This window comes from Sphingobacterium sp. GQ94, from assembly GCF_059758715.1.
On the sequence record NZ_JCAXEC010000009.1, the window covers coordinates 25,273 to 51,373 of the forward strand.

A 26,101-nucleotide genomic window follows, 5' to 3' on the forward strand; every position below is an offset into this window, starting at 1 on the left:
AAATGCATGGTTTATGCATTTTTATGCAATTTTTAAACGGAAGAAAATGAGAAAACACGTTCTGTTTTATGCGTGTTTTAATAATTGTTTCGCTAAATATGACATATTTCCCCCAATACCTTGCTTTATTGTGCGTTATTTGTTTTATTTTTATCCTTGAATTATTGATTCACCATTCGTATAGAACAAACCATTCATCGATGAGATATTTTTTATTACAAACAGCTCTGTTAGGTTTATTACTAGTAAATAGTTGTGGAGCAACTAAGCAGAACCAAGTCATTGCTAAGAGCACTATCACCTCAGCTGAGATACTTCCAGCTGCTGATCAATTATCAGCTTATCTACCTAAATTAAAAGGAAAGAAAGTGGGAATGATGGGGAATCAAACCTCCGTGGTTGGGGCAAACAAAGACCATTTGGTAGATGTTTTGATTCGTGAAAAGGTGGATCTTAGATTTGCTTTCGCACCAGAACATGGTTTCAGAGGGGATATTGAGCGTGGAGAAAAAGTGAGTAACGATAAGGATTCTAAAACAGGCCTTCCGCTTTTTACATTATATGGTAAAAATGATAAGCAAGATTCAATCGTTAAATCGATTGATGTGATGATTTTTGATCTTCAGGATGTTGGGGCAAGATTTTATACATACATCACTTCGCTGCATCGTGTAATGGAATTATGTGCCAAACATGGCAAGGAACTCATCGTACTAGATAGGCCTAACCCATGTGGAGATCAGGTTGATGGTCCGGTTCGGGTAGATGATAAATTCAAATCTAATGTTTCTTTTCATAAAATAGCGATGATTCATGGACTTACAGTTGGTGAACTAGCAAAGATGATTAATGGTGAGAAATGGTTAGAGAATGGAAAACAATGTAAATTATCGGTTATTCCTGTTCAGAACTACACACACAGTAGTCAATATGAATTGCCAGTAATCCCATCTCCAAGTTTACCCAATCAACTTTCAGTTCGCTTGTACTCTTCTCTTTGTTTATTTGAAGGAACAGATATTTCTGTAGGTAGAGGAACGGACTGGCCATTTCAGGTTGTAGGATATACAGATCCTGTATATGGCGATTTTACCTTCACTCCAGGAGAGAAAGCCGGTATGGTAAAACACGTAGAAGGTAAAGGAGTCGTAAATTACGGCTTAGATTTAAGGGGATTAGCACCTCAAGATCAAAAGTTTACCTTAAAGTATATTTTGGATTTTTATCAAAAGATGCCAGACAAGTCTAAATTCTTTGCTCGTGCCGAGTTTTTCGATAAGCTAGCCGGAACAGATGAATTAAGAAAACAAATTATTGCAGGAAAGACTGAACAAGAAATACGTGAGAGCTGGCAACCAGAGTTAAAAGCGTATAAAGAAATGCGTAAACGCTATTTAATGTATCCTGACTTTGAATAACAAACTGAATTGGCTCAATTACTTTTTTTGGGCCAATTCATATTTATATTAACCTTCTGAATTTTGCAATTAGTTGAATTCTGAGGTTTGAAAAAAAAACGGAACCTTCATTTTGAATACATGTAAAAAAAGGTCCTAATTATGATAAACAAACTATTAACTTTTAATCAATAAGCTATGCGAAGACTTCTACTCTTTTCTCTCGCTCTAGGCTTGACAATGCCATCATATGCGTCTTTTTCAGAGGCAAGAGGTGTTAAAGACCTAGGAAAACATGCTAGCTGGACGAAAGCTTCATCGGTTTTGCAACACACTGTAACAGGAACTGTGAGCGGACCAAACGGAGCAATTTCGGGTGCTACCGTGTCTGTGGTTGGATCCACAGTAAAAACTGCAACAGATAATAATGGTCGTTATACCATTGATGCTCCCGTTGGTTCTACCTTAAGATTTACCTTTGTGGGTTTACAAGCAAGGGAGGTAACCGTTGTTGGAAATACTTTGAGTGTAACATTAGAAACCACCAGTGACCTCTTGGATGAAGTTGTAGTGGTTGGTTATGGTACGCAAAGAAAGGGTAATCTGACTGGTGCTGTTTCCTCTATTAGTGTTAAGGACAACTTAGAGGGTCGTCCTATTGCTGATATTGGTCGTGGTATTCAGGGTACTACCCCTGGATTAACCGTCACCATTCCTAGTGGTGAAGTTGGATCAGATCCACAGATTAAAATTCGTGGTGCTGTTGCATCCATGCAAGCGAATGGTAATCCTCTGATTCTATTGGATAATGTGGAGATTCCGAGTATTCAATATGTAAATCCAGATGATATTGAATCCATAACGGTTTTAAAGGATGCCGCATCTTCTTCCATCTACGGTTCAAAGGCTGCTTTTGGCGTAATTTTGATTACCACAAAAACGGGTTCAAAAACAGAAAAAGTTGAGCTTAGCTATTCCAATAACTTTTCGTTCCAAAATCCATTCAAAACATATGAAATGGGTAGAATCAATGCATTGAAATATTCCAAAGATGCAATGGAAAGAGTAGGTTCTAATATTTCTGGTGCTTTTTATTATTTAACGCCAGAGAGTTATAAATTGGCTAAAGAATGGGATGATAAATATGGAAGTTCATTAGGAAAAGATGATCCGACCGTCTATGGGCGTGACTGGATTGTCGATCCTACCAATTCTGCAAGGAAATTGGGACTTAGAACCTATGATCCCTACGAGTACATGATTAGAGAATGGGCTCCAACCATTACCAATAATGCTTCGGTAAACGGTAATGTCGGAAAAACCCGTTTTACAGGTACATTTGGGCATATTGCGCAAAGCGGTATGCTAGATGCTGGTAATTCAGATAAATTCAAACGAGCGAATGCAGCTGTCAGGATGACCACTGAACTGAACGATTATGTTACGCTGCGAGCAGGCGCTATGTTTGCTCAAAGGAAGAAAGTGTACCCATATGCTACGTCTTCAACAACGGCAGACCCATGGTACTATATGTACCGTTGGAGTTCAATCTATCCAATGGGCGCTGATGAGAATGGTCATAATATTCGTAGTCCTTGGAGTGAAAACGAAGCCGCTAACGAGGCTTCTATGAAAAGGAACTATATCAACATGAATGTTGGTACTACTGTAAATCTTACCAAGAACTGGAAAGTTGACGTAGATTATAATTTTACCAATGAAGATTATGATTGGTTTAGACCTGGAACACGATTCTCTGCAGCGAATAGCTGGGTGGCGCCAGTTGAGCGTCTAGATGCCTCTGGCAATACTGTGTACGTCGATGGAACTGGAGCAGTAGTTTCTGCAACTGCAGCAGGTGCAATGCCAGCTTATGATTTGAGTTTTCATGAATATACTTCACCTGGATCTAACCCTGATCACGTGTATGCAAGTGCTGCTTATGAAGCTAAACATACTTTAAATGCCTTTACGACTTACAATTTGAATTTGAAGGAAGATCATGATTTTAAATTTATTGTAGGAACGAATTTAGTGACCGATAATGGGAAAAGTAATTGGACACAAAAAACCAATCTCTTGGATATCAATAATCCGCAACTAAGTTTAGCCTCAGGGACAGTTACTGGTGATGGAGAAAGTTTTAGCAGCGCGCAGGTAGGTTTCTTTGGCCGGGTGAATTATGCCTATAAAAACAAGTATTTGCTTGAAGGTAATGCACGCTATGATGGATCTTCCAAGTTTACGAAAGATCTTGCTTGGCGATGGTTCACTTCTGCTTCCGCAGGATGGGTAGTCTCAGAAGAGAATTTTATGGAGTGGGCAAAGCCAGCGCTTTCAAATCTGAAATTCCGTGCTTCTTATGGTTTGATTGGAAACCAGGCCGTACCACCAAGTTTGTATAATCCGCAAATGAGCTCCTCAGAATCTAACTGGGTAGGTGGATCAAATCGATTCTATTCAATCGGTTCACCTACATTTAGTTTAAGAGATGTGACCTGGGAAGATTTAGAGACCAAAGATATTGGTGTTGATGCTCGTTTTTTAAACAACAAATTAGGGTTTGTCTTCGATTACTATATCCGTACAACAAAACATTTGTTTGCACCTATGGAAGGAACAACGTGGACAATTGGGGGAACCGCACCACGTGGTAACTTTGGTGAAATCGAAACAAAAGGTTATGAGTTAGCCGTGGATTATAATCACCGCTTTGAGAATGGTTTAGGCGTAAACCTACGTGCTAGTTTTGACGATGCGGTTTCTAAATTCTACAATTATACTTCTTCCCGTTTAACCTCTTCATATTATGACGGTAGTATTTATGGTGATATCTGGGGTTACGAAACCGATCGACTGTATCAATCTGATGATTTCGTTCTGGACGCCGATGGGAAGCCACAAATCATTTCCTTAACTGAGGACATGACAAAATACTTCACCAACGGGCAAGGATTGACGTATGAATTGAAGCCTAATGCTGATGGATCTAATCCGGTTTATCAACCACGTTTGGAAACAACTTCTACCTTTAATTTTGGTCCTGGTGACGTGAAGTTTAAAGATCTGAATGGCGATGGTGAAATTGATAATGGAGACGGAACAATTGACAATCCCGGAGACATGAAAATCATAGGTAATTCTACACCTAGATACAATTATGGATTGCGTTTAGGAGCAGATTTTAAGGGATTTGATTTCTCGATGTTCTTCCAAGGAGTTGGACAACGTGAAATCTGGGGAAATGGTGCCCTATCTATTGCTGGGTATAATACCGCTGATGGAGCGATGGCTGCAGCGATTGTAGATGATTATTGGACTCCTGAAAATACCGGGGCATTTTATCCTGCGGCATTCAATAATGCAGGAAGTAACAATGCGAACAACATGCATATTCAATCGAAATATTTACTGGACTTATCGTACTTTAGAATTAAGAATATCACGCTAGGATATGCACTTCCAAAAACCTTCATCGCGCCGGCAAAATTGAGCAATGTGCGTGTGTACGTCGCTCTAGAGAATTTCTTTACTTGGGATAAATTGAATGGCTTACCAATTGATCCTGAGGTTACTTCTGGTTTTTCTATGTTCAATGACAGTAATTATAATTCAGGAAGAACAGGAGTTGGCACGCCAACCTTTAAGAGTGCTTCATTTGGATTGCAGTTGAACTTCTAATTTAAAAACAATGAAAAAATTATCATATATAATTTTAGGCTCAGCCATGCTGTTCACAAGTTGTGAAACATTATTGGATAAACCTGAATTAAACACAACAGTGGATTCGGAATCCACTTATTGGAGAAATGAGAATGATTTGCGTTTGTTCGCTAATGATTTTTATATCAATTATTTTGTGGGGTATAACTCTGGTTTTGGAACCGCTTATACACCATTGAGAGACTATGATTTTTCGGATGATTTGACTTCCGAAAACCAGCAATTGGCCTTATTGGGTTCTTTGCCAACTGGGGCAGGAGGGAGTACGACTTCCACTCCTACAACCCTAAGACCAGAACATCCTGGACCGAACTGGAATTTCTATTGGGTTAGAAAGTCCAACATTATGATTGACCGTATCGAGAGGTTTGCCAAAGCAAAAATTACCGAGGAGGAATATCAGCATTGGAGTTCTGTAGCCAGATTCTTTAGAGGCTTTGAATACAGTCGTTTGGTTAGTAATTTCGGCGATGTTCCTTATTTTGATGCGCCCGTTGCACCTGATGATTTTGATACCCAATATAAAGATCGCGATGACCGTGGTTTTGTTATGGATAAAGTGTATGAGGACTTCAAATATGTCCTGGAAAACATGCGTGAGAGTGAAGGAACGGGGTATGTTCACCGTTATGCTGCAGCTGCATTAATTTCCAACATGATGCTTTTTGAAGGATCTTGGCAACATTATCATAATATTGATAAGGCAAGAGCGAAGAAATATTTAGAATTGGCCAGAGATGCCTCGCAGTATGTAATGGATAGTGGAAAATATAGTTTTGGATCTGATTTTAAAAGTTTATTTGCCTCTGAAAGTCTTGCCTCGAATAAGGAAGTTATTTTCTATAGAGCGTATGATGACGCATTAGCCATTAGGCATTCTATTGCTTCTTACAGTAACGGAACAGAAACGCAACCTAGATCAGCGAATTTGAATTTGATTCAGTCTTTTATTTGCGCTGATGGAAAAACGTACCAAAATTCTACCCTTGCTACTGCAAAAGACTTCAGACTTCAAGAATTGGTTAAAACACGTGACCCCCGTTTTGAGGCTACATTTATGGATACTGTAAACGCGCCAGCTTCTGGTACCTTAGTCTATGCGCATAAATTTGCAGGTCGGGAAGCTTTAACGTATTTGAACTCTGGGATTCCGTATCCAGCGAAATGGGGATCTAATACGAATACAAATGACGCTCCTGTTGCTCGTTTAGCTGAGGTGGTATTGAATTGGATTGAAGCCAAGCAAATATTGGCTGAATTCTATGGAGGTACTGCTGTATCTCAAGGTGATATAGATCTTTCGATTAATGCGATCCGCAATAGACCTTTAGATGATGTAGCCTCTAGCAAAGGGGTAACTAAAACAGCACCATTGAATTTAGCTGCGATTCCAGTAGATCCAAATAGAGACGCTGACGTATCTGCTTTAATGTGGGAAATCCGCCGTGAACGTCGCATGGAATTTGTTTTCGAGTATGCTAGAATCCAAGATATACGTCGCTGGAAAAAGTTGTCAAAAATGGACTTTGAAAAAGATTCATATAAATTGGGAGCTTGGGTGATTGGTCTAAAGGATTTTAAAGACAAAGATAAACCAGGTAAAATCCTGAAAGCTTACATTAACAGATTAAAAGTTCAGAAAGCAGACGGTACTATTGTAACGTATGATGGTACGAACGATGCTGCTATGGAAGGTTATTATGTCGTGAGAAACTTTACGAATCGTCCTAAAGTAAATGCAAGAGATTATTTATCGCCGGTGAGTGAAACCTTGGTTCAAGAATATGCTGACAGAGGATATACATTAACACAAACCCCAGGCTGGTAGTCTGATAACACGCGCAGAAGGTCAACGATCAATTCTTTGACCTTCTGCTTTTTATTTCCCTATTATGAGAAAAATCTTCTTATTTCTATTATTTTTTCCAATTGCTCTTTTTGCCCAAACTTTTAAGTTCGCTCAAGTAACAGATACCCATGTTGGTGGTTCTACTGGTGCTGATGACCTGAGAAGGACAGTCCAAGATCTCAATCAACAAAAAGATATTGATTTTGTTATTCTCTCAGGAGATGTGACAGAATTTGGTTCAGACTCTGAACTGGCTTTAGCCAAACAAATATTGGACAGCCTAAATTTACCTTTATATGTGGTCCCAGGTAACCACGATAGTAATTGGTCAGAGAGCGGAGCCAATAGCTTTAGAAAAATTTTTGGTGCAGAAACATTTTTCTTTAAACACAAAGGATATCAATTCATAGGTACGACCTCAGGTCCAAATATGAGAATGAGTCCAGGACAGATACCACGTGAAAATCTTGTATGGATGGATTCTGTCTTTAAAGCAAATCCAGATACACAAACTCCTCTAATTGCGATTAACCATTATCCGCTAGATTCTTCTTTAAATAACTGGTTTGAATCCATTGAGCGTATTAAGACTAGAAATGTTCAACTCGCACTTTGCGGTCATGGGCATCATAATGAACTCTATTCCTGGGAAGGTATTCCTGGGGTAATGAGCCGCTCAAATCTACGAGCAAAAGATCCTGTTGGTGGATATAATATTGTGACAATAAAATCGGATACTGCTTTTTTTCAAGTAAGAAAGCCTTTGTTGATCACCGAAAATTATTGGCTTAAAGTTCCTCTTAAAAAAATAGATGCTGGTAAAATAATTGATCTTAAAAGACCTGATTACAGCGTGAACAATTCCTCAAAAGCGAAATTGATTTGGGAATTTGAGGATCATGGAGATATTGGAGCTGGAATTAGTAGTGACGGTCATTTACTGTTTACTGCGAATACCGTTGGTGAAGTTTATGCACTTGATAAGAATACCGGATTAAAGGTCTGGTCTTTTAAAACAGATGGTAAAGTGTATTCTACCCCTGCGGTTCATCATTCTATGGTTATTGTGGGTTCGTCCGATCATTCAATTTATGGTTTAGAAGCTAAAACTGGTAAATTAAAATGGAAGGTAACTACCGACAAAGCGGTCTTGGGATCTCCAGCTGTTTCAAATGGAATAGCCTATATTGGCGGATCTGATGGGATATTTAGAGCGATACGTGTCAAAGATGGTAAAGTTCATTGGACATTCAATCAGGTAAGTGGTTATGTGTCAACGCTACCAACTTTAGCTGATGGTAAGGTAATATTTGGTAGCTGGGGAAATGGTTTTTATGCTTTAGATCAGAAGACAGGTTTTTTACATTGGAAGTGGGAGAATGGACATCAGAATCGAATGTTTTCTGCAGCAGCGTGTTATCCGGTTGTTGTTAAAAATCGAGTTTTTATTGTGGCGCCAGATCGTTATATGACAGCAATAGATATTAAAACAGGCAAAACTATATGGCGAGAAAAACAACCTGAATACCGCGTTAGGGAATCAATTGGACTTTCGCCCAACAAAAAACTTGTGTTTGCTAAAACCATGGATGGAGAAGTAATTGGCGTCTCAACGAAATCTGACCATATGGATGTGACTTGGAAAGCAAAACTTAAACTCCCTTACGAACTAGCACCAACTGCCCTTTACAGTCACTCTGGAATCACCTTTGTCCCAAGCGATAAAGGTTTATTGACGGCAGTAGATTCTAAATCAGGAGCGATACTTTGGCAATATAAAATTTCTAATGGTATGATAAACCCTATTTTGACGCTCAAAAATAAGGTTGTTGTGAGCACTATGGATGGAAAAGTTGTCATGTTAACTTACTAATAATCAATATAATGAAATGTTTTGCAGTTATACTTTTTTTGGTTTTTTCGATTAATTTATTTGCCGAAGAGAATTCATGGATCAGAATTAACCAACTTGGCTATCTCCCTCAGGCTAAAAAAGTAGCCGTTTGGGTTTCCAAAGCTGATCAGTCAATTAAACGGTTCTCGGTCGTAAATAACAAAAATGGTAAGGTCGTTTTAAAAAAGAAAACCGGAAAGGAATTTGGGAAATATGGTCCTTTTAACAAGGGGTTTCGATTGGATTTTTCTGATTTAGTTAAACAAGGGGAGTTTTATATTCTTACTGATGATGGAACTAAATCCCCTGTTTTTAAAATAAATCCAGAGGTATATGACGGTGCGGCTGACTTTGTTTTACGTTATATGCGTCAACAGAGAACGCTGTTTAATCCATATCTTCAAGATAGCTGTCACACACATGATGGATTTACAATGTATGCTGAATCAGTAGGTCTAGCAGACAGTACGCGAGTAGATGTCGGTGGGGGATGGCACGATGCCTCTGACTACCTTCAATATGCAACTACTTCTGCAAATGCAACGTATCATTTACTTGCTGCTTATCGTGATTTTCCATCGGTTTTTACCGATGAAAAGCAAGCAAATGGTTTGCAAGGGAAAAATGGAATTCCCGACATAATGGATGAAGCTAAATGGGGTTTGGATTGGCTACTCAAAATGCATCCTAAGCCTCATATGATGTTTAATCAAATTGCTGACGACCGCGATCATACGCAAATGAGATTACCATCTCAAGATTCGGTGTATGGTCGAGGACATGAAAGACCTGTTTATTTTATTGATGGAAATCCTCAACAACGAGGCAAATTTCTAAACAATACCACCGGAACTAGCTCAACGGCCGCCAAATTCGTAAGTGCATTTGGTTTAGGTTACGAGTTGTTAAAAACTAAGGATTCGGATTATGCAAAAACGCTAAAAGAAAAAGCTACAACAGCATATCAATTCGCCCATATTAAACCAGGTGTAACCCAAACAGTGTCTGTTAAATCCCCTTATATCTATGCTGAGGAAAATTGGAAAGACGATATGGAACTTGCTGAAGTTAGTATGTTTAACCTTAATAAAGATGCAGCACATTTAGAAAAAGCTCTCCAGTATGCTCGAGATGAAAAGGTAACCCCTTGGATGATTCGCGATACTGCAAATCATTATCAATACTATCCATTTATTAATTTAGGGCATCATGAGTTCGCTAAAGTTGCCCAAGGAGCTCAAAAAGATGAAGTACTCGGATTTTATCAACAGGGTATTGAACGTGTTTGGGAGAGAGCAAAGGAGAATGTTTTCTTGCGCGGAGTCCCTTTTATTTGGTGTAGTAATAACTTAACGACTTCTTTTGCCATTCAATGTATTTGGTACAGAGAAAATAGTGGTGATAAGCAATTTGAAGAATTAGAGCAGGCCAACATCGACTGGCTTTTTGGCGTGAATCCATGGGGTACAAGTATGGTTTTTGGATTACCTGAACATGGAGATACGCCAACAGAACCACATTCCTCTTTTACTTACCTTCATGGTTATCCTATAGATGGTGGATTAGTGGATGGACCTGTTTATGCGACAATTTATAATAATTTGATTGGCATCAAATTGTATAAACCAGACACCTATGAGCCGTTCCAGAGCGATTTAGTTGTTTATCATGATGATTTTGGGGATTACAGTACAAACGAGCCAACTATGGACGGTACTGCTTCGTTAATTTATCTATTGTCGGCAAAAGAAAGCGAATCAAAAAAAAAAGATTAATTGATTCATTTGGTGCCATCATAGCTGGAGATACCTCCAAGAAACAGGTCAGCTTAATTTTTACAGGTGATGAGTTTCGAGAAGGTTTAGCTCCCATAGCAAAAGTTTTGGCTAAGGAGAAGGTTCTGGGAAGCTTCTTTGTAACAGGAACTTTTCTAGAAGATAAAAACGCTGCTGATTTAGTAAAGAAGCTGTTTAAAGCGGGACATTATATTGGTCCACATTCGGATAAGCATTTGTTGTATGCCCCATGGGAGAATAGAGATAGTCTACTTGTTACAGAATCAGCGTTTAAAAATGATTTATTAAAAAATATAAAGAAACTTGAAACAATAGGTGTCAGCAATATTGATAAATTTGTAGCACCATTTGAATGGTACAATAAAAAGATCCAAAGCTGGACAAAGGAATTGGGCCTGGACCTTTATAATTTTACTCCAGGATTGAGAACTGCAGCGGATTACACCTATCCTGAAATGGATAAAAGATACATGAGTTCACAAGCGATAATGAACCAATTGAAGACCTATGAAAAAGAAAAAGGACTAAATGGACATATTATAATAGTTCATATAGGTTCAGACTCTAGAAGAACAGATAAATTTTTTGATCAATTAGATACGCTAATTGATACTTTGAAACAGAAAAATTATAAATTCGTCTCACTAAACGAGATATAAAAATACATTGCATGTTTTTGCGTTTTTTAACAAAAAGTCGCATATTTACGAAAAGTTATTGAAGGAAAGCAAATGCTGAATACTATGATCAACACAACAGAGAAGGATTCGAATTATCAAAATCTAGATAAAATGTCAGTTCTTGAGATCCTGACGAATATAAATAACGAAGATAGGACTGTTCCTTTGGCTGTAGAGAAAGTGATTCCACAGATCGAAGCTTTGGTGGAGGTGGTCGTTGACAGAATGAAATCAGGGGGACGATTATTTTATATTGGAGCAGGTACAAGCGGTCGTTTAGGTATTTTAGATGCTTCGGAATGTCCTCCTACTTATGGTGTGCCATTTGACTGGGTTATTGGATTAATTGCTGGAGGCGATACGGCTATTCGTAAAGCAGTTGAGTTCGCTGAGGATGATATGAATCAGGCTTGGAGGGATTTGGAAGAATATGCGATCAATGAAAATGATTTTGTGCTTGGGATTGCAGCTTCGGGTACGACTCCATATGTTATTGGAGGGCTGGAACAGGCCAATGAAAAAGGAATTGCTACGGGTTGTCTGGTATGTAATGGGAATTCACCTATTGCAAAACGTGCTAAGTATCCAATTGAAGTTATTGCTGGACCTGAATTTGTAACCGGGTCTACCCGCATGAAGGCTGGTACCGCGCAAAAGTTAGTTTTGAATATGATCAGTACAGCTGTTATGATTAGACTAGGGAGAGTAAAAGGCAATAAAATGGTCGATATGCAACTCTCTAATCATAAATTAGTAGGTAGAGGGGTCCGGATGGTAATGGCGGAGACAGGAATGGACGAAGATACTGCAGCTAGTTTAATCGAAGAGTTTGGTAACGTGCGCAAGGCTATCGATAATTACAATCTTAACAAAACTAAATAAGAAAACTATGTCACCAGTTATATTGTTAACGTTTATTGTTGTTTATTTTGCATTATTACTTTCGGTATCCTATTTTACTTCCAAGAATACCTCTGATAATTCAACATTTTTTGTGGCCAATAGAAATGCGAAATGGTACATGGTTGCCTTTGGTATGATTGGAACAGCTTTGTCTGGGGTAACCTTTATATCTGTGCCAGGTGATGTTGGAAATACGCCTGCAGGTTTAACAGATGCAAATAACTTTAGTTACTTTCAATTTGTCATCGGTAATGCAATTGGTTTTATTGTTATTGCTTATGTACTCTTACCTCTTTACTATCGAATGAATCTAACTTCCATTTATACTTATCTGGAAGAAAGGCTTGGCCATAAAAGCTATAAATCAGGTGCTATGATTTTCTTGATTTCTAGAACAATAGGTTCGGCGTTTAGATTATATCTGGTTGCCATCGTTTTACAGCGGTATATTTTTGATTCATGGAATGTACCATTTTTCCTGACTGTCTCTGTTTGCTTAGTGCTAATTTGGTTATACACCAATAAAGGAGGTTTGAAAACGATTATTATTACCGATACTTTGCAAACTACTTTTTTATTGCTAGCGGTTATCCTTTCTATTTTCTTTATGGCTGATGGCTTAGGCTTGAGTGTTGTTGAAGCTTTTGAAAAGGTAAAGGAAAGTTCTTATTCAAAGGTTTTTGTTTGGGAAAATGTATTGGGAGATACGCGTAATATTTGGAAACATATTATTGGAGGTGCTTTTGTTACTATTGCCATGACAGGTTTGGATCAAGATTTAATGCAAAAAAATCTGAGTATGAAAACCATAGGTGAAGCTCAAAAAAATATGATGACTTTCACCGTAATATTTGTATTAATTAATATTTTCTTCTTGTCAGTCGGTGCCCTTTTATATTTCTATGCCCAGGCCAACGGTATTTCAATAGCTGATCTTGGCAAATCAGATTTTTTATACCCGGAGATTGCCTTACGCCATCTATCGATAGTTCCCGGAATTATATTCATGATGGGATTAACTGCAGCAACCTTTGCAACAACAGACTCCGCTTTGACGGCTTTGACAACTTCGTATTGTGTGGATTTTTTAAACTTTAATAAAAAGGAAAACCCGAATGATCCCAAATTAGTGAAGAAGCGAAATATTGTTCACTTAGCCTTCTCGGTGGTTATGTTATTGGTTATCCTTTTATTTAATTGGATAAATGATGAATCTGTAGTGTCTGCAATCTTTAAAGTCGCTGGTTATACTTATGGACCACTTTTAGGTTTATTCTCATTTGGTATATTGACCAAACGCAGAGTGAATGATAATATTGTTCCATTTATTTGTGTACTAGCTCCAGTATTGATTTTTTTATTGAACCAATATGTGTTGCCATTCACAGCCTATAAAATTGGGTTTGAACTGATTGTTTATAATGGCTTAATTACATATTTATTATTGTTGGTTACCTCACCAGGCAAAATAAAGGAAGGTTTTCAATTGTCAAATTAGGTCCAATTGTTGATTTGTGTGTGCAAAAAAAATAAGTTAAGTTTGGTAAACGTATTTTTGCACACATGTATCAAATGATCGAAGAATCTATCCAAGCTATTCGTCGAAAAATCGGAGATTTCGTTCCTGAATTTGGAATTATATTAGGAACTGGATTAGGAAAGCTTGCCAATGAAATTCAAGTTGAATTTCAAATGATGTATTCCAATATACCTAATTTTCCAATTTCTACAGTAGAATTTCATTCAGGTAAACTTATTTTTGGGCAACTTAACGGACGAAATGTGGTTGCTATGCAGGGTCGCCTTCATTTTTACGAAGGATATTCCATGAAGGAAATTACTTTCCCGATTCGCGTTTTGAAAGGATTAGGAATTCAAAAACTCTTTGTCTCTAATGCTTCCGGATCTCTTAACCCTTCGATTAAAAAAGGTGATATAGGCATTATTGAGGATCATATTAATTTGTTAAACGATAACCCTTTGCGTGGCGCGAACGATGATGATTTTGGACCACGTTTTCCGGATATGAGCCAACCTTACAATTTTAAAATGATTGAACAAGGAATGGATATCGCTCAAAAACATAATATACGAGCACATAAGGTCGTTTACGTTTCAGCTCCGGGTCCTAATTTAGAAACGCGAGCAGAATATAAATTTATGCATATTATCGGTGGAGACATTGTTGGGATGAGTACAGTTCCTGAGGTGATTGTAGCAAACCATATGAAACTTCCTGTTTTTGCAATTTCAGTGATTACAGATGAAGGATTTCATCCGGATCTTAAACCTGTGTCAATCGAGGAGATCGTTACCGTTGCTACGGAGGCTGAACCTAAAATGACCCAAATATTAAAAGAATTGATTGCATTGCAATAATTGTATTTTTTTGCATTATTTTTGGAGATATAAATTTTGTTGCTATCCTTCATGAGTCTACTGTATAGATTGTTGTTTGTTCTTGTATTATTGGGCTTTGCCCCGGAGCTTCGGGCACAGGTTGAAGAAGAGTTTAGCTCAGCCTTAGATTCTGCCAGGGCAAAAGAAGATAATAAAAAAGATTCTGTTGTGTTTACAGCAAAATTCGTTCGCTATACAAATCTAGCAACGATGAGTAAAATGACCAAAACTTTCCAGATAGATACCTCTCATGTTAATTTTCAGTATTATAACAAACAAAATCTTCCATGGGATCCATCCGTTAATTTAGGTTCTTATGGACTAGCAACACGTGACTTACTCTTCAACCCAAATAAAACTATCGGTTTTCAATCTGGATTCCATGCTTTAGAGCGCTATTTAGTGCATCCTGATTCAATCCAATACTACCGAGCTCGAGCTCGGTATTCGGAATTGTATGCTGTCGGATTTTTTTTTGATGACCAGGTCTTTAGAGCGAAACTGGCACAAAATATAAACCCCAATTTAAATATAGGTGCTGAATATCATGCGACCAATACGGACGGGTATTATAACAATCAACAATATAGTGATCGTAAAGGTGCTGTTTTCGCTTGGTATGAATCACCAAATAAACGGTATAATTTACTCTCTAATGTGACCTTTAACACCTTAGATGCTACAGAAAATGGTTCTATTTTAAATGATACTGTTTTCAGAGATACCTCAGATAATAATTCTCCATCACGTTACCCTGTAAGATTAGATGGTGGGCAAGCCAACAGGCCTTTCAACAAATGGAAGGATTTAGGTTTTTTTCTTCGTCAATCTTATTTCCTTGGAAGGATAGATACTGTTAGTGGAGAGGGACCTGATGCAGAAATCCATCCTACTAATGTAATCTCACATAATTCCAGATTCCGTCAGCAGAAGTATATCTTTTTTAAAAACCAGGCGGATTTATACAATGCGCTTCCATTTAATAACCTAATTGAAGTTCACGATACCACTAAAGTCACAACCATCTCTAATGATTTTAATTACAGTTTTTATTTGCGTGGGAAAAGCATGAAAAATGAAGCGAAAGTAGAGTTGGGTTTTCAGAATGATTTAATTTGGTATGCTGATTCTATAATGAGCAAATTTTATCAAAACAGTATGGTAAAAGGAGCTATAGGCTATAAATTTAGTGATAAGGTCGATGTTAATTTCTCTGCAAACCAAATTATTTTAGGAAGGAATTTTGGTGATTTTATTTACCATGCTTATGCAGATATCCATCTTAGCGAGTCTATTGGAAAGATACGAGTGGGGGCATATTCTCAAAATAAATCCCCCGAGATGATTTACGAAAATGCAAACCTTTCCTATCATAGCTGGAATCAGGATTCTCTTAGTTTGGAAAAGATTAAGACTCAAAATCTGTCTTTTTCATATACCAATAGTAAAATTGGGTTTTCTGGTAAAGTGGAATACTTTTTAATGAATAACTACACATACTTTAAGGAAAGAGATAATCCAGGGAACGTTGTCATTCAATCAAAAATAATTGACCCAACCCAATTTGGCTCCCTGAATTTATTAAAAGTTTCGATTGGTCAAAATTTCAAGTTTCGTAAGTTTCACTTTGACAATTTAGTGGTTTACCAGAAATCAGAGGCAATGGATGTACTTGCTACCCCTGAATTGTATACATGGCATAGTCTATATTATGCGAATATTTTATATAAAGTAATGGATTTCAGGATTGGTATGGATGTAAGATTCAATACACCATTTAATAACCCTAATTATGCTATAAATGCGGGGCAGTTTTATAACAGCAGCCAGCCGATTGAATTTTCTACCTACCCAATTGTTGATTTTTGGTTGACAGCCAATATTGATAGAGTGAATTTGTTTTTAAGTTATAATTTTGCGAACCAAAATATTTATCCAAGAGGTTACTATTCGGTTAGGCGCTACCCAATGAATCCCGCTTTTTTAAGATTTGGAGTTTCTTGGAAATTTTATGATTAATTGAGGAATAATTAAGGCTAATTTATTCACAAGTTCTAGTGAGCACCATCTGAAAAAGATATGAAACAAAAAAAGCATCAAAAATTGATGCTTTTTAAATGGTGGAGAATACTGGGTTCGAACCAGTGACCCTCTGCTTGTAAGGCAGATGCTCTGAACCAGCTGAGCTAATTCTCCATTGATCTTTCAAGTATTTCAAAAAGTTTTTAAACTTTTACTGTTTATTGTGGAGAATACTGGGTTCGAACCAGTGACCCTCTGCTTGTAAGGCAGATGCTCTGAACCAGCTGAGCTAATTCTCCTTTTCCCTATTGCGGTGTGCAAATATAGGTCTTAAATCTGATTTACAAAATATTTTATTGAAATTTTTCTCTTTTTTTAAGCAAATTATTAAAAGCCAATTAGATAAACTTACTTTGTTTTGCAATTGAACTGATACGTTTTTTAGTTAAGTCGGTCAACCTATCATTTTGTAAAATCGAATTTCTATTTGGTCGGAACATTTATAAATTTCAGCTCGATTGATTCTCTGAACAGGAGATGATAATTCAACCTCATTTGTTACAGTACTTTTATTTGTATATTTCTGAATAGTACTGAATCTGTATGATTTTGGAAGGCGATTTTGCCTTTGCTAAATGTGCCAAAAGCAGGATAATTTTTCATATTACTTACTGCCACTTTCTTTTTAAATTCAGTCCGGTTGATATGGTCCTGAAAAGTTATTTCACCATTAAGCCAATAAGTGACCTCTCCATTATGTTGTTTTATTCTAGCTGAGTTCCATTGCTCATAAGGTTTGGGTTTGGAATTACTCGACACGCAATCCACAGAATACAGGCAACCAGACCAATGTGTAGAATCCACTTGATGTCTTGGTTCTGAATTTAGGTTGTCAAGTAATTGCATTTCTAAACCAGTCGAAAATGTTGCAGCGTAAATGCTATCTTCTTGTACATTAATAAATACGCCACTATTTCCGCCCTTATTTACTTTATATTCAAATTTTAGATCGAAATTCTCATATTCTTGATCAGTAATAATATCACCGAAGATGCCACTGCTTTTAGGATCGCAAAGTAACTGGCCATCGAGCGCTTTCCATTTAGATTCCGTATTGCCTTTATTGTATACATGCAAACCTTCTAATGTTTTCTCGTTGAATAGTGGTGCCCACTCGGTTGATTCCCCTTTATTTTGATGACATGAGGTAATAAATAGAATTGAAAGGATTAAAAAACTAGATTGAATTAATCTACACATTGTTTTTAGGGATTAGATTATGAGAAACTAAGATATAATTTTTTCGGGTTTAAAACCGTACAATCTCCTCGATTTGTTCCATGACAAATTTCAGTGTTAATGGATCTTCGAACTCCTGATGTGTATTTAATTCTGTTTGAATTTGTGGAATATGGATTTTTAATGGTAAAACATACATTCTAAGGTAATTACATACTCCTGTGAAATGATCTACACCGCGGATGTTCCCATATTTCCCTGAAGAAAGGCCAACAAGAACTGCTTTTTTATGATGGAATGAACTTGGAAATGAACATGCATCAATAAATATTTTTAATACACCAGGGTAACTTCCATTATATTCAGGTATGATAAACACGAATTTTTTTGCGTGTGATACTTTTTCTTGAATTTCAGCGAATTCTGCACTTCTATTGCCATATAAATCAGTCGCAATTATATCTGCAGGTAGATCCTCTAAGGACATTATATCAAAATCCTCTCCCTTTTTGTGTAATTGTTTCTGATAAAACTCTGCTAGTTTGAGAGAGTTTGAGTGTTTCCTGTTTGTTCCGGAGATAATTAAATTCATTGTCTTTATGTTACTTATAAAAAGCATGTTAGAACTATATCTATACCTAAATCTATTTTTGTATCTTAGCTTCCTGAGTTAGTAGATAGAGTTTCGTTCCAAAATTAGCAAATTTAACATCATTTAAGAGTCTAATATCATTAAGGTGTAGTAATTTGCGGATCGAAATGCGTTTGTATTAACTACAAATTAGTTTTCATAATCTGAGGAATCAAAATGGGAAAAATTATTGCCATAGCCAATCAAAAAGGGGGAGTAGGCAAAACAACAACCTCTATCAATCTTGCAGCTAGTCTAGCCGTGTTGGAATATAAAACACTTCTGGTAGATGCAGATCCACAGGCAAACTCGACTTCGGGCATTGGCTTCGATCCTCGAAGTATAAAGGCAAGCATTTATGAATGTTTGGTTAACGACTTGGATCCTAAAGATGCTATTCAACATACAGATACACCAAATTTAGATTTGCTACCAGCACATATTGACCTTGTCGGTGCTGAAATCGAAATGATTAATTTGGAGGAACGTGAATTCAAGATGAAAAAATTGATGGAGTCGATTCAAGATGATTATGATTTCATTATTATCGACTGTTCTCCATCACTTGGATTAATTACCATTAATGCCCTGACTGCTTCTAATTCGGTTATTATTCCTGTACAGTGTGAATATTTTGCTTTGGAAGGTTTAGGCAAATTGTTGAATACAATTAAAATTGTTCAGAGCCGTTTGAATATAGCTTTAGAAATCGAGGGCATCCTATTGACTATGTATGATGTTCGTTTGAGGTTGTCTAATCAAGTTGTTGAAGAGGTAAGAACACATTTTAATGATTTGGTATTCGACACTATAATTCAACGTAATACAAGATTAAGTGAAGCGCCTAGTTTTGGAATTTCCGTAATTATGCACGATGCTTCCTGTAAAGGTGCGATCAATTATTTGAATCTCGCAAGGGAGATTTTGCAGAAAAATGGATTATTAAAAGAAAATACGCAAACAGTAACAGCATAATATGGCAGCACAACAGCGCAAAACAGGTTTGGGAAAAGGTCTGGGTGCTTTATTACAGCAGGACGATGTTAAGAGCGATTATGCCTCAGCTTCTGCAGCCACCTCAGTTAAGACACCCAGCTCTCCTGCCGGTAGTATAAATTTTATTAAAGTAGAGCAAATTTCCATAAATCCATTTCAACCTCGAACTGATTTTGACGAGCAATCCCTTCGTGAGCTTGCCGTGTCGATTGAGTTACAAGGTTTAATTCAACCCATTACAGTTCGTCAGGTTGCTAAACATGAATATCAACTGATCAGTGGTGAACGCCGTTTGAGAGCTTCTAAACTGGCCGGTATTACTGAGGTTCCAGCATATGTAAGGACTGCTAATGACCAACAAATGTTGGAAATGGCATTAATCGAAAATATTCAACGGGAAAACTTAAATGCGATAGAAATTGCGTTAAGTTTTCAACGTATGATCGAAGAATGCAGCCTAAAACAAGAGGAGCTCGGAGATCGAGTTAGTAAAAATAGATCTACAGTAACCAATTACCTTCGTTTATTGAAACTTCCTCCTGTAATACAGGCGGCAATTCGAGATGGGGATCTTTCCATGGGGCATGCTAGGGCATTGATTAATGTAGGTGAAGTTGAAAAGCAACTATATATTTTCCAACAAATTGTTGAAAGGGGTCTTTCTGTTCGCAAAGCCGAACAATTGGTCAGAGAAGTTCAACAGGCTAAGGAAAAAAAACAAAAAGGAGCCAAAAAGGAAACTCCTTTAGCTTTTCAATTCCAAAAAATTGAAGATGATTTAGCGTCTAAATTTGCGACAAGGGTTAAACTTAACGTGAAAACTGCAAAGGGTAAAGGGGCAATTGAAATACCATTTAACTCTGAAGACGATCTAAGTCGTATACTTGAATTGCTTGATTGGTAATGAATAGAATCATACTGCTATTTGGATTATTGATTTCCTTCTGCTGTGCATCTGGACAGGTACAGGATACAATTCCTGATTCCAGTAAGCGGGTTATCCTTCAAGATTCAATAAAGGAAAAGGCTGACCAAGATACTTCAAAAAAAGAAACTAAAGCTGAGAGAAAAGCACGTGAAAAGGCTCAAAAGGAGCGGGATAAATTTTATTATAAAGATATTCTGAAAGACTCGGCTCGTCTTGAAATTGAGCGAATCTCACGGGTGGCTTGGAAAAGATCATTAATTTTACCTGGTTGGGGACAGCATACTAATGGTGGTTTATGGTGGATCAAAGTCCCTGTCATTTACGGTGGATTTACGGCCTCTTATTTTGTAGTTAGTTACTGGCAATGGTATTATGATTTGTTTTTAGATGAACTTAAATATCGGGAAGAATTTGGACAGGGCTCTGATGGTGTCTTGGGTATGGACTCAAATTGGTCACTTGAAGGTTTGGTTCAACAAAAGGATTACGCTCGACGTAATAGAGATTTGACAATTTTGGTAACACTTGGATGGTATGGCTTAAACGTTGTCGAAGCTTATGTGGATTCGATTTTAAAAAATAGATGGAATATTAGCAATGATTTGTCATTCAAAATATCCCCAACAATGTTACCGAACCTCGCATATAGAACCCCAATGAGTGGGTTTTCCGGCAGTATGTTTACTCCTGGTCTGAAAATGACAATGACCATTAAATAATATTAATAACCTATTTTGCTAAGTATGAAAATTGTTTTATTGGGATATGGAAAAATGGGACAACTAATCGAGCGCTTTGCCTTGAAAAGAGGGCATGAGGTGGTTTTGATTGTTGACGATAAAAATAGAGAGTCTATTGAGCCCGAAGATTTATCACAGGCTGATATGGCTATTGATTTTAGTACACCTGCAGCTGCTTTAGAAAATATCAAACTATGTTTTCTGGCTAACCTGCCTCTGGTGGTCGGAACGACGGGTTGGTACGAACATTTAGATAAAGTAAAGGAAAATTGCTTGAGTTCTGACCAATCTCTATTATATGGATCAAATTTTAGTATTGGCGTAAATATATTCTTTCACGTTAATAGAATGCTCGCCCAGGCTATTAATCCATACAAACAATATGATGTTCAAGTCGAGGAAATTCATCATATCCATAAATTGGATGCGCCAAGCGGAACAGCAATAACCATCGCCGAAGGAATTATTGAAAATACTGACAGTAAGAAAAAGTGGGTAAACTCAGTTGAAGGTTCAAGAAATGAAGTAATACCTAAATCTGATGAATTGTTAATTGAAAGTTTACGTATTGAGGAGGTGCCTGGTACACATACTGTACTTTATAGTTCGGAAGTCGATCAGATCGAATTTAAGCATACCGCTCACAGCCGAGAAGGTTTTGCATTAGGTGCTGTAATTGCATCAGAATGGCTTTTTGGAAAGAAAGGATTTTTCCAAGTTACAGAAATGTTTGATTTTAATAAATAAAATATGTGGTATATATTCTTCGTAATTTTTCTCATTGGATCGCTATACGGCTTATATCTTTTGTATAAAAAAGCAGGTAAGCAGGGATGGGAAGCTATTGTTCCTTTTTATGGTCAATATGTTATGGCACAACTCGTGGGTAGACCAACATGGTGGGTCATACTGCTCTTAATTCCTATCGTGAATGTATTTGTGTTCTATGATTTGTTTTTGAATTTAATCAAAGCTTTTGGTAAGAGACGCTTTTGGGAAAATGCTGCCGCTGTGTTGGTTCCATTTATAGTTCTTCCGATCTGGGGAAGGGACTCAAATGTAAAATACTTAGGTCAACCTACATCTGAGGAATTTAAGAAAAAATACACATATAAGAAATCCGCAGCAAGAGAATGGGCTGATGCTATCATCTTTGCAACGGTTGCGGCCACTTTGATTAGGGGTTTCTTAATCGAGGCCTATATGATTCCTACAGGCTCAATGGAGAGAAGCTTATTAGTTGGGGACTTTTTGTTTGTAAGCAAATTGAATTACGGCCCACGCGTTCCCATGACCCCGATTGCCTTCCCTTTTGCACATCATACCATGCCAATCACTGGTGGCAAGGCGTACTCAGAGGCGATAAAGGTTCCCTATAAAAGGTTCCCTGGTTTTCAGGAAATTAAACGAAATGATGTAGTTGTTTTCAATTATCCCATGGAGGCGGATGCACCTTATAATAGACCCGTTGATAAGAGAGAAAATTACATCAAGCGATGTGTCGGATTACCTGGAGATGTTATCTCCATGGAAAGAACTAATCTATTTGTCAATGGAGAACCCGCCTTTACGAACGAGGAGTTCCAGACAAACTATTTGGCTATTACGGAACCAAATGGCCTGAATATGCAGAAACTTTTAGATATGAGGGTAGACATGGATCTATTATATACTGACCCTAGCCGTGGAGTGTACGGTATGCATATGACTAAAGAGGAAGCCGCTCAGGTGAAAAGCTGGTCCAGCATTAAAGAATTTAAGGAAATTGTGTATGAAACAGGAAGCTCTGATCCGAATTTTATTGCTTTCCCGCATTATACCAATGGCCTGATTTGGAACTATGATAATTTTGGACCCATTACCATTCCTTCAAAAGGGTGGACCGTTCAGCTTGATAGTTTAACTGTTCCACTTTATGAACGTGCTATAAGTGTGTATGAGGGTAACACCTTTGAACAAAAACAGGATGGCTATTATATTAATGGACAAAAAACGAACAGCTATACCTTTAATATGGATTATTATTGGATGATGGGTGATAATAGGCACAATTCGTTAGACTCAAGAGGATGGGGGTTTGTTCCTGAAAATCATATCGTAGGAAAGGCATTATTTACTTGGTTGAGTTGGGATAAGGATGGTTCATTTCTCTCGAAAATTAGGTGGAATAGAATCTTCAAAGAAATTAACTAAACATGGTTATTCCATTTTAATAGGCATAAAAAAAACGGGAAATAAATAAAATTTGTTTCCCGTTTTTTTATGAGAGTCAATCAGGCTAAAGCCTCCAAATAGCGTTTAATAGTTTCTTCTAAGCCCAAGTATAAGGCATCTGCAATCAAAGCATGTCCAATGCTCACTTCTAATAAATCGGGGATGTTTTGGTTGAAAAATTGAAGATTATTTAAATCCAAATCATGTCCCGCATTTAATCCCAAACCAACCTCTCTTGCTTTAAGTGCAGCTTGAATATAAGGTTCAATAGCTTCCTTTTTTTTAAAATCATACTCTTGGGCAAATGCTTCAGTATAAAGCTCAATTCGATCAGCACCAGTTTCTGCCGCAGCCTCAACCATATCTTCTATTGGGTCTATAAAAACAGAAACGCGAATCCCATGATCCTGGAATAATTTTACAGTATCCCTCAAATAGTGTTGATGAGTTATGGTGTCCCAGCCATGGTTTGAAGTAATTTGCCCAAGTGCATCTGGAACTAAGGTGACTTGGGTCGGTGTGTTCGCCAAAACGAGCTCAACAAATTTTGTTTCGAGGGGATTTCCCTCTATATTGAATTCTGTTTTTATATTAGCTTTTAAATCGTATACATCTTGATATCGGATATGGCGTTCATCGGGTCTTGGGTGTACAGTTATACCCTGGGCACCAAAACGTTCACATGCCAAAGCCGCATGGAGAACATTCGGTATGTTTCCACCACGAGAATTTCGCAAGGTGGCAATCTTGTTGATATTTACTGATAGTTTAGTCATCGCTTAACCGTTTTTACAAAAATACTGTTTTAATAAACCAATTTCCTATGAAATTCTGATTTTATATGAACAAATCAATGGATAATTTTTCTAAATTGCATCTAATATGGATGGACTGGATCTCAATCTCTTAAGTGGCTTTAGGCTTCTTGATTTCATAGATATATTGCTGGTTGCAATTATTATTTATTACGTGTATAGCTTAATAAAAGGCACCATTGCAGTTAACATCCTGATTGGTGTCGGTCTGTTCTATGGTATTTACCTGGTGGTAAAGCAAATGGAGATGAGACTGTTGAGTGAGATTTTTGGAGGTTTTATTTCTGTAGGATCCATTGCATTAATTGTCGTATTCCAACAGGAAATCAGAAGATTTTTGTTGCATATTGGTAAAAACATTTCATTACGTCGGAAGAAATTTTTTTGGACAATATTTGGCACCAAGAAAGCGAGTCATCGAGATAATTCGGAATATATACGCCCTATTGTTGAAGCCTGTCAGAATATGTCACGGTCTAAAACAGGAGCATTATTGGTCTTTTCTAGGTACTTCGATGAAGAATATTATCAAACCAGTGGAACGACAATAGATGCTCCTATTTCTAAACGATTATTGGAATCTATTTTTTTTAAGAATTCCCCATTGCACGATGGAGCAGTGATTGTGGTTGATTTTAGGATTATGACAGCAAGTTCTGTATTACCCTTATCAGATAGTGAAGATCTACCCCCTCAATTTGGTCTTCGTCATCGGGCTGCGATTGGTGTGACGGAGGTTTCGGAAGCTGTCGCGGTTATTGTTTCGGAAGAAACAGGTGAGATATCTTTTGCAAAAGATGGGAATATCAATATGAATTTGACAGCTGAAGAACTTCAGAAAATCCTTACTGAGGAATTGTAGATCTGAATATTATTTCCTTAAATATGTTTTTATTCGAATAATTGTTTTTGTTTTCGATTTTTTCGATAACTTTATTCAAATTACTGCTAAATTTTTGATTATGCATTTCGATGAAAAAAAACCAATTGATCTCGTGCTAAATGATCTCTTTGAGCACTATCGAGAACATGTTTCTGATGTAGATAAAATTACTAATGCTTTACTTCAGAATGGAGTGATCGAGAAACAATCCGATATTGTTAATGATCATATTGCCTTCCGAACTTTAGGAGTGGCTAATTTGGGAATTGCTTCTTTTGAGAAAATATTTTTGGCTTTGGGATATTCCAAGAAAGATTATTTTTACTTTGAGGGTAAGAAGTTAGATGCCTATTGGTATGCGCCTGAAAATCCAATTCACCCCAGAATATTTGTCTCCGAGTTGAGGGTTCACGAATTAAGCAAACAATCTCAAGATATAATTTATAAATATACTGCTAAAATCACGGAAGATCCAGTGAATAAATTGAATCTAAGCGATGGAAGGGAACTTGCACAATTTCTTCAAAAACCTTTATGGGATTTACCAAATTCAGATGAATATGAATTATTATTAGCAGAGAGCGAGTATGCAGCGTGGGTGATATATAACCGTTATTATCTGAATCACTATACCATCAGCATTCATGAATTAAAAGACGGGTATAATACCTTAGAAGAATTTAACGAATTTTTGGAAGGTATAGGTATTAAGCTTAATAGCTCAGGGGGTAAAATTAAAACAAGTGGAGATGGGTTATTAAGACAAAGCAGTACCGTGTCCGCTTTATATGATGCGAAATTTTCAGACGGAAAAACTTTGAAAATAGCAGGGAGCTATGTAGAGTTTGCCGAGAGGGGTGTATTGCCTGAGTTTCAGCAGTTAGGTAAAGATGAAATAGAAGCAAAACACAGAAGGGAGGGTTTTGAAACCAATAATGCTGATAAAATTTTCGAAAGTACTTACACAACTCAAATCAAAGGATCTTAAAAA

At 37.2% G+C, this 26,101-nt stretch carries 20 protein-coding genes and 2 tRNA genes; 17 read left to right on the top strand and 5 right to left on the bottom strand.

Annotated elements, in window-relative coordinates; translation table 11 throughout:
• The first annotated feature begins 200 nt into the window (after positions 1-200).
• From AC6CHH_RS09765 to AC6CHH_RS09810, 10 genes are all read left to right on the top strand, one after another.
• Complete coding sequence (locus tag AC6CHH_RS09765; RefSeq protein WP_498282277.1) at positions 201-1,418, top strand: exo-beta-N-acetylmuramidase NamZ family protein; 1,218 nt, start codon at positions 201-203, stop codon at positions 1,416-1,418.
• A 177-nt stretch (positions 1,419-1,595) separates the two neighbouring features.
• Entirely contained in the window at positions 1,596-5,078 is a 3,483-nt protein-coding gene (locus AC6CHH_RS09770) for a SusC/RagA family TonB-linked outer membrane protein (protein ID WP_498282279.1), read from the top strand.
• A 10-nt stretch (positions 5,079-5,088) separates the two neighbouring features.
• Positions 5,089-6,948 carry a RagB/SusD family nutrient uptake outer membrane protein gene (locus tag AC6CHH_RS09775; RefSeq protein WP_498282281.1) on the top strand — a complete coding sequence of 620 codons (1,860 nt, stop codon included), beginning with the start codon at positions 5,089-5,091 and terminating at the stop codon, positions 6,946-6,948.
• A 64-nt stretch (positions 6,949-7,012) separates the two neighbouring features.
• The gene (locus AC6CHH_RS09780; protein WP_498282283.1) at positions 7,013-8,842 is read left to right on the top strand and encodes an outer membrane protein assembly factor BamB family protein; all 1,830 of its coding nucleotides are present in this window, start codon (positions 7,013-7,015) and stop codon (positions 8,840-8,842) included.
• Between the two features lie 11 nt (positions 8,843-8,853).
• Positions 8,854-10,638 carry a glycoside hydrolase family 9 protein gene (locus tag AC6CHH_RS09785; protein WP_498282285.1) on the top strand — a complete coding sequence of 595 codons (1,785 nt, stop codon included), beginning with the start codon at positions 8,854-8,856 and terminating at the stop codon, positions 10,636-10,638.
• 56 nt (positions 10,639-10,694) lie between these two features.
• A complete protein-coding gene (locus AC6CHH_RS09790; RefSeq protein WP_498282521.1) occupies positions 10,695-11,318 on the top strand; it encodes a polysaccharide deacetylase family protein in 624 nt (207 codons plus the stop codon).
• A gap of 84 nt (positions 11,319-11,402) precedes the next feature.
• The gene (murQ, locus tag AC6CHH_RS09795) at positions 11,403-12,221 is read left to right on the top strand and encodes an N-acetylmuramic acid 6-phosphate etherase (RefSeq protein WP_498282287.1); all 819 of its coding nucleotides are present in this window, start codon (positions 11,403-11,405) and stop codon (positions 12,219-12,221) included.
• Between the two features lie 7 nt (positions 12,222-12,228).
• Positions 12,229-13,740, top strand: a complete 1,512-nt coding sequence (locus AC6CHH_RS09800) for a sodium:solute symporter (protein WP_498282289.1) — start codon at positions 12,229-12,231, stop codon at positions 13,738-13,740.
• Between the two features lie 65 nt (positions 13,741-13,805).
• Positions 13,806-14,621: a purine-nucleoside phosphorylase gene (locus AC6CHH_RS09805; RefSeq protein ID WP_498282291.1), complete on the top strand. Its 816-nt coding sequence runs from the start codon at positions 13,806-13,808 to the stop codon at positions 14,619-14,621.
• Positions 14,622-14,672: 51 nt separating this feature from the next.
• Positions 14,673-16,661, top strand: a complete 1,989-nt coding sequence (locus tag AC6CHH_RS09810; RefSeq protein ID WP_498282293.1) for a putative porin — start codon at positions 14,673-14,675, stop codon at positions 16,659-16,661.
• A gap of 99 nt (positions 16,662-16,760) precedes the next feature.
• On the opposite strand, the gene AC6CHH_RS09815 is transcribed toward AC6CHH_RS09810, so the two are convergent.
• The 4 genes from AC6CHH_RS09815 to AC6CHH_RS09830 all read right to left on the bottom strand — a co-directional run bounded on the left by AC6CHH_RS09815 (position 16,761) and on the right by AC6CHH_RS09830 (position 18,495).
• A tRNA-Val gene (locus AC6CHH_RS09815) sits at positions 16,761-16,838 on the bottom strand.
• Positions 16,839-16,888: 50 nt separating this feature from the next.
• Positions 16,889-16,963: transfer RNA gene (locus tag AC6CHH_RS09820), tRNA-Val, on the bottom strand.
• Between the two features lie 259 nt (positions 16,964-17,222).
• Positions 17,223-17,924 (bottom strand): 3-keto-disaccharide hydrolase, encoded by a 702-nt coding sequence (locus tag AC6CHH_RS09825; RefSeq protein ID WP_498282295.1) that lies wholly within the window; start codon positions 17,922-17,924, stop codon positions 17,223-17,225.
• Positions 17,925-17,973: 49 nt separating this feature from the next.
• Entirely contained in the window at positions 17,974-18,495 is a 522-nt protein-coding gene (locus tag AC6CHH_RS09830; protein WP_498282297.1) for an NADPH-dependent FMN reductase, read from the bottom strand.
• 216 nt (positions 18,496-18,711) lie between these two features.
• Here AC6CHH_RS09830 and AC6CHH_RS09835 point away from each other — a divergent pair, with 216 nt between their 5' ends.
• The 5 genes from AC6CHH_RS09835 to lepB are packed head-to-tail and all read left to right on the top strand — an operon-like array spanning position 18,712 to position 23,391.
• The gene (locus AC6CHH_RS09835) at positions 18,712-19,509 is read left to right on the top strand and encodes a ParA family protein (RefSeq protein WP_498282299.1); all 798 of its coding nucleotides are present in this window, start codon (positions 18,712-18,714) and stop codon (positions 19,507-19,509) included.
• Position 19,510: 1 nt separating this feature from the next.
• Entirely contained in the window at positions 19,511-20,434 is a 924-nt protein-coding gene (locus AC6CHH_RS09840; RefSeq protein WP_498282301.1) for a ParB/RepB/Spo0J family partition protein, read from the top strand.
• A complete protein-coding gene (locus AC6CHH_RS09845) occupies positions 20,434-21,177 on the top strand; it encodes a DUF5683 domain-containing protein (protein WP_498282303.1) in 744 nt (247 codons plus the stop codon). The genes AC6CHH_RS09840 and AC6CHH_RS09845 overlap by 1 nt, the downstream gene beginning before the upstream one ends.
• Before the next feature lie 24 nt (positions 21,178-21,201).
• Positions 21,202-21,945: a 4-hydroxy-tetrahydrodipicolinate reductase gene (dapB, locus tag AC6CHH_RS09850; RefSeq protein ID WP_498282305.1), complete on the top strand. Its 744-nt coding sequence runs from the start codon at positions 21,202-21,204 to the stop codon at positions 21,943-21,945.
• A 3-nt stretch (positions 21,946-21,948) separates the two neighbouring features.
• Positions 21,949-23,391, top strand: a complete 1,443-nt coding sequence (lepB, locus tag AC6CHH_RS09855) for a signal peptidase I (protein WP_498282307.1) — start codon at positions 21,949-21,951, stop codon at positions 23,389-23,391.
• 80 nt (positions 23,392-23,471) lie between these two features.
• Here lepB and AC6CHH_RS09860 read toward each other — a convergent pair whose 3' ends face one another.
• The gene (locus tag AC6CHH_RS09860; protein WP_498282309.1) at positions 23,472-24,188 is read right to left on the bottom strand and encodes a pyridoxine 5'-phosphate synthase; all 717 of its coding nucleotides are present in this window, start codon (positions 24,186-24,188) and stop codon (positions 23,472-23,474) included.
• A gap of 106 nt (positions 24,189-24,294) precedes the next feature.
• Here AC6CHH_RS09860 and cdaA point away from each other — a divergent pair, with 106 nt between their 5' ends.
• Both cdaA and AC6CHH_RS09870 read left to right on the top strand, forming a co-directional pair.
• A complete protein-coding gene (gene cdaA / locus AC6CHH_RS09865) occupies positions 24,295-25,089 on the top strand; it encodes a diadenylate cyclase CdaA (protein ID WP_498282311.1) in 795 nt (264 codons plus the stop codon).
• Between the two features lie 100 nt (positions 25,090-25,189).
• Entirely contained in the window at positions 25,190-26,098 is a 909-nt protein-coding gene (locus AC6CHH_RS09870) for a DUF1338 domain-containing protein (protein WP_498282313.1), read from the top strand.
• Positions 26,099-26,101: the final 3 nt, after the last annotated feature.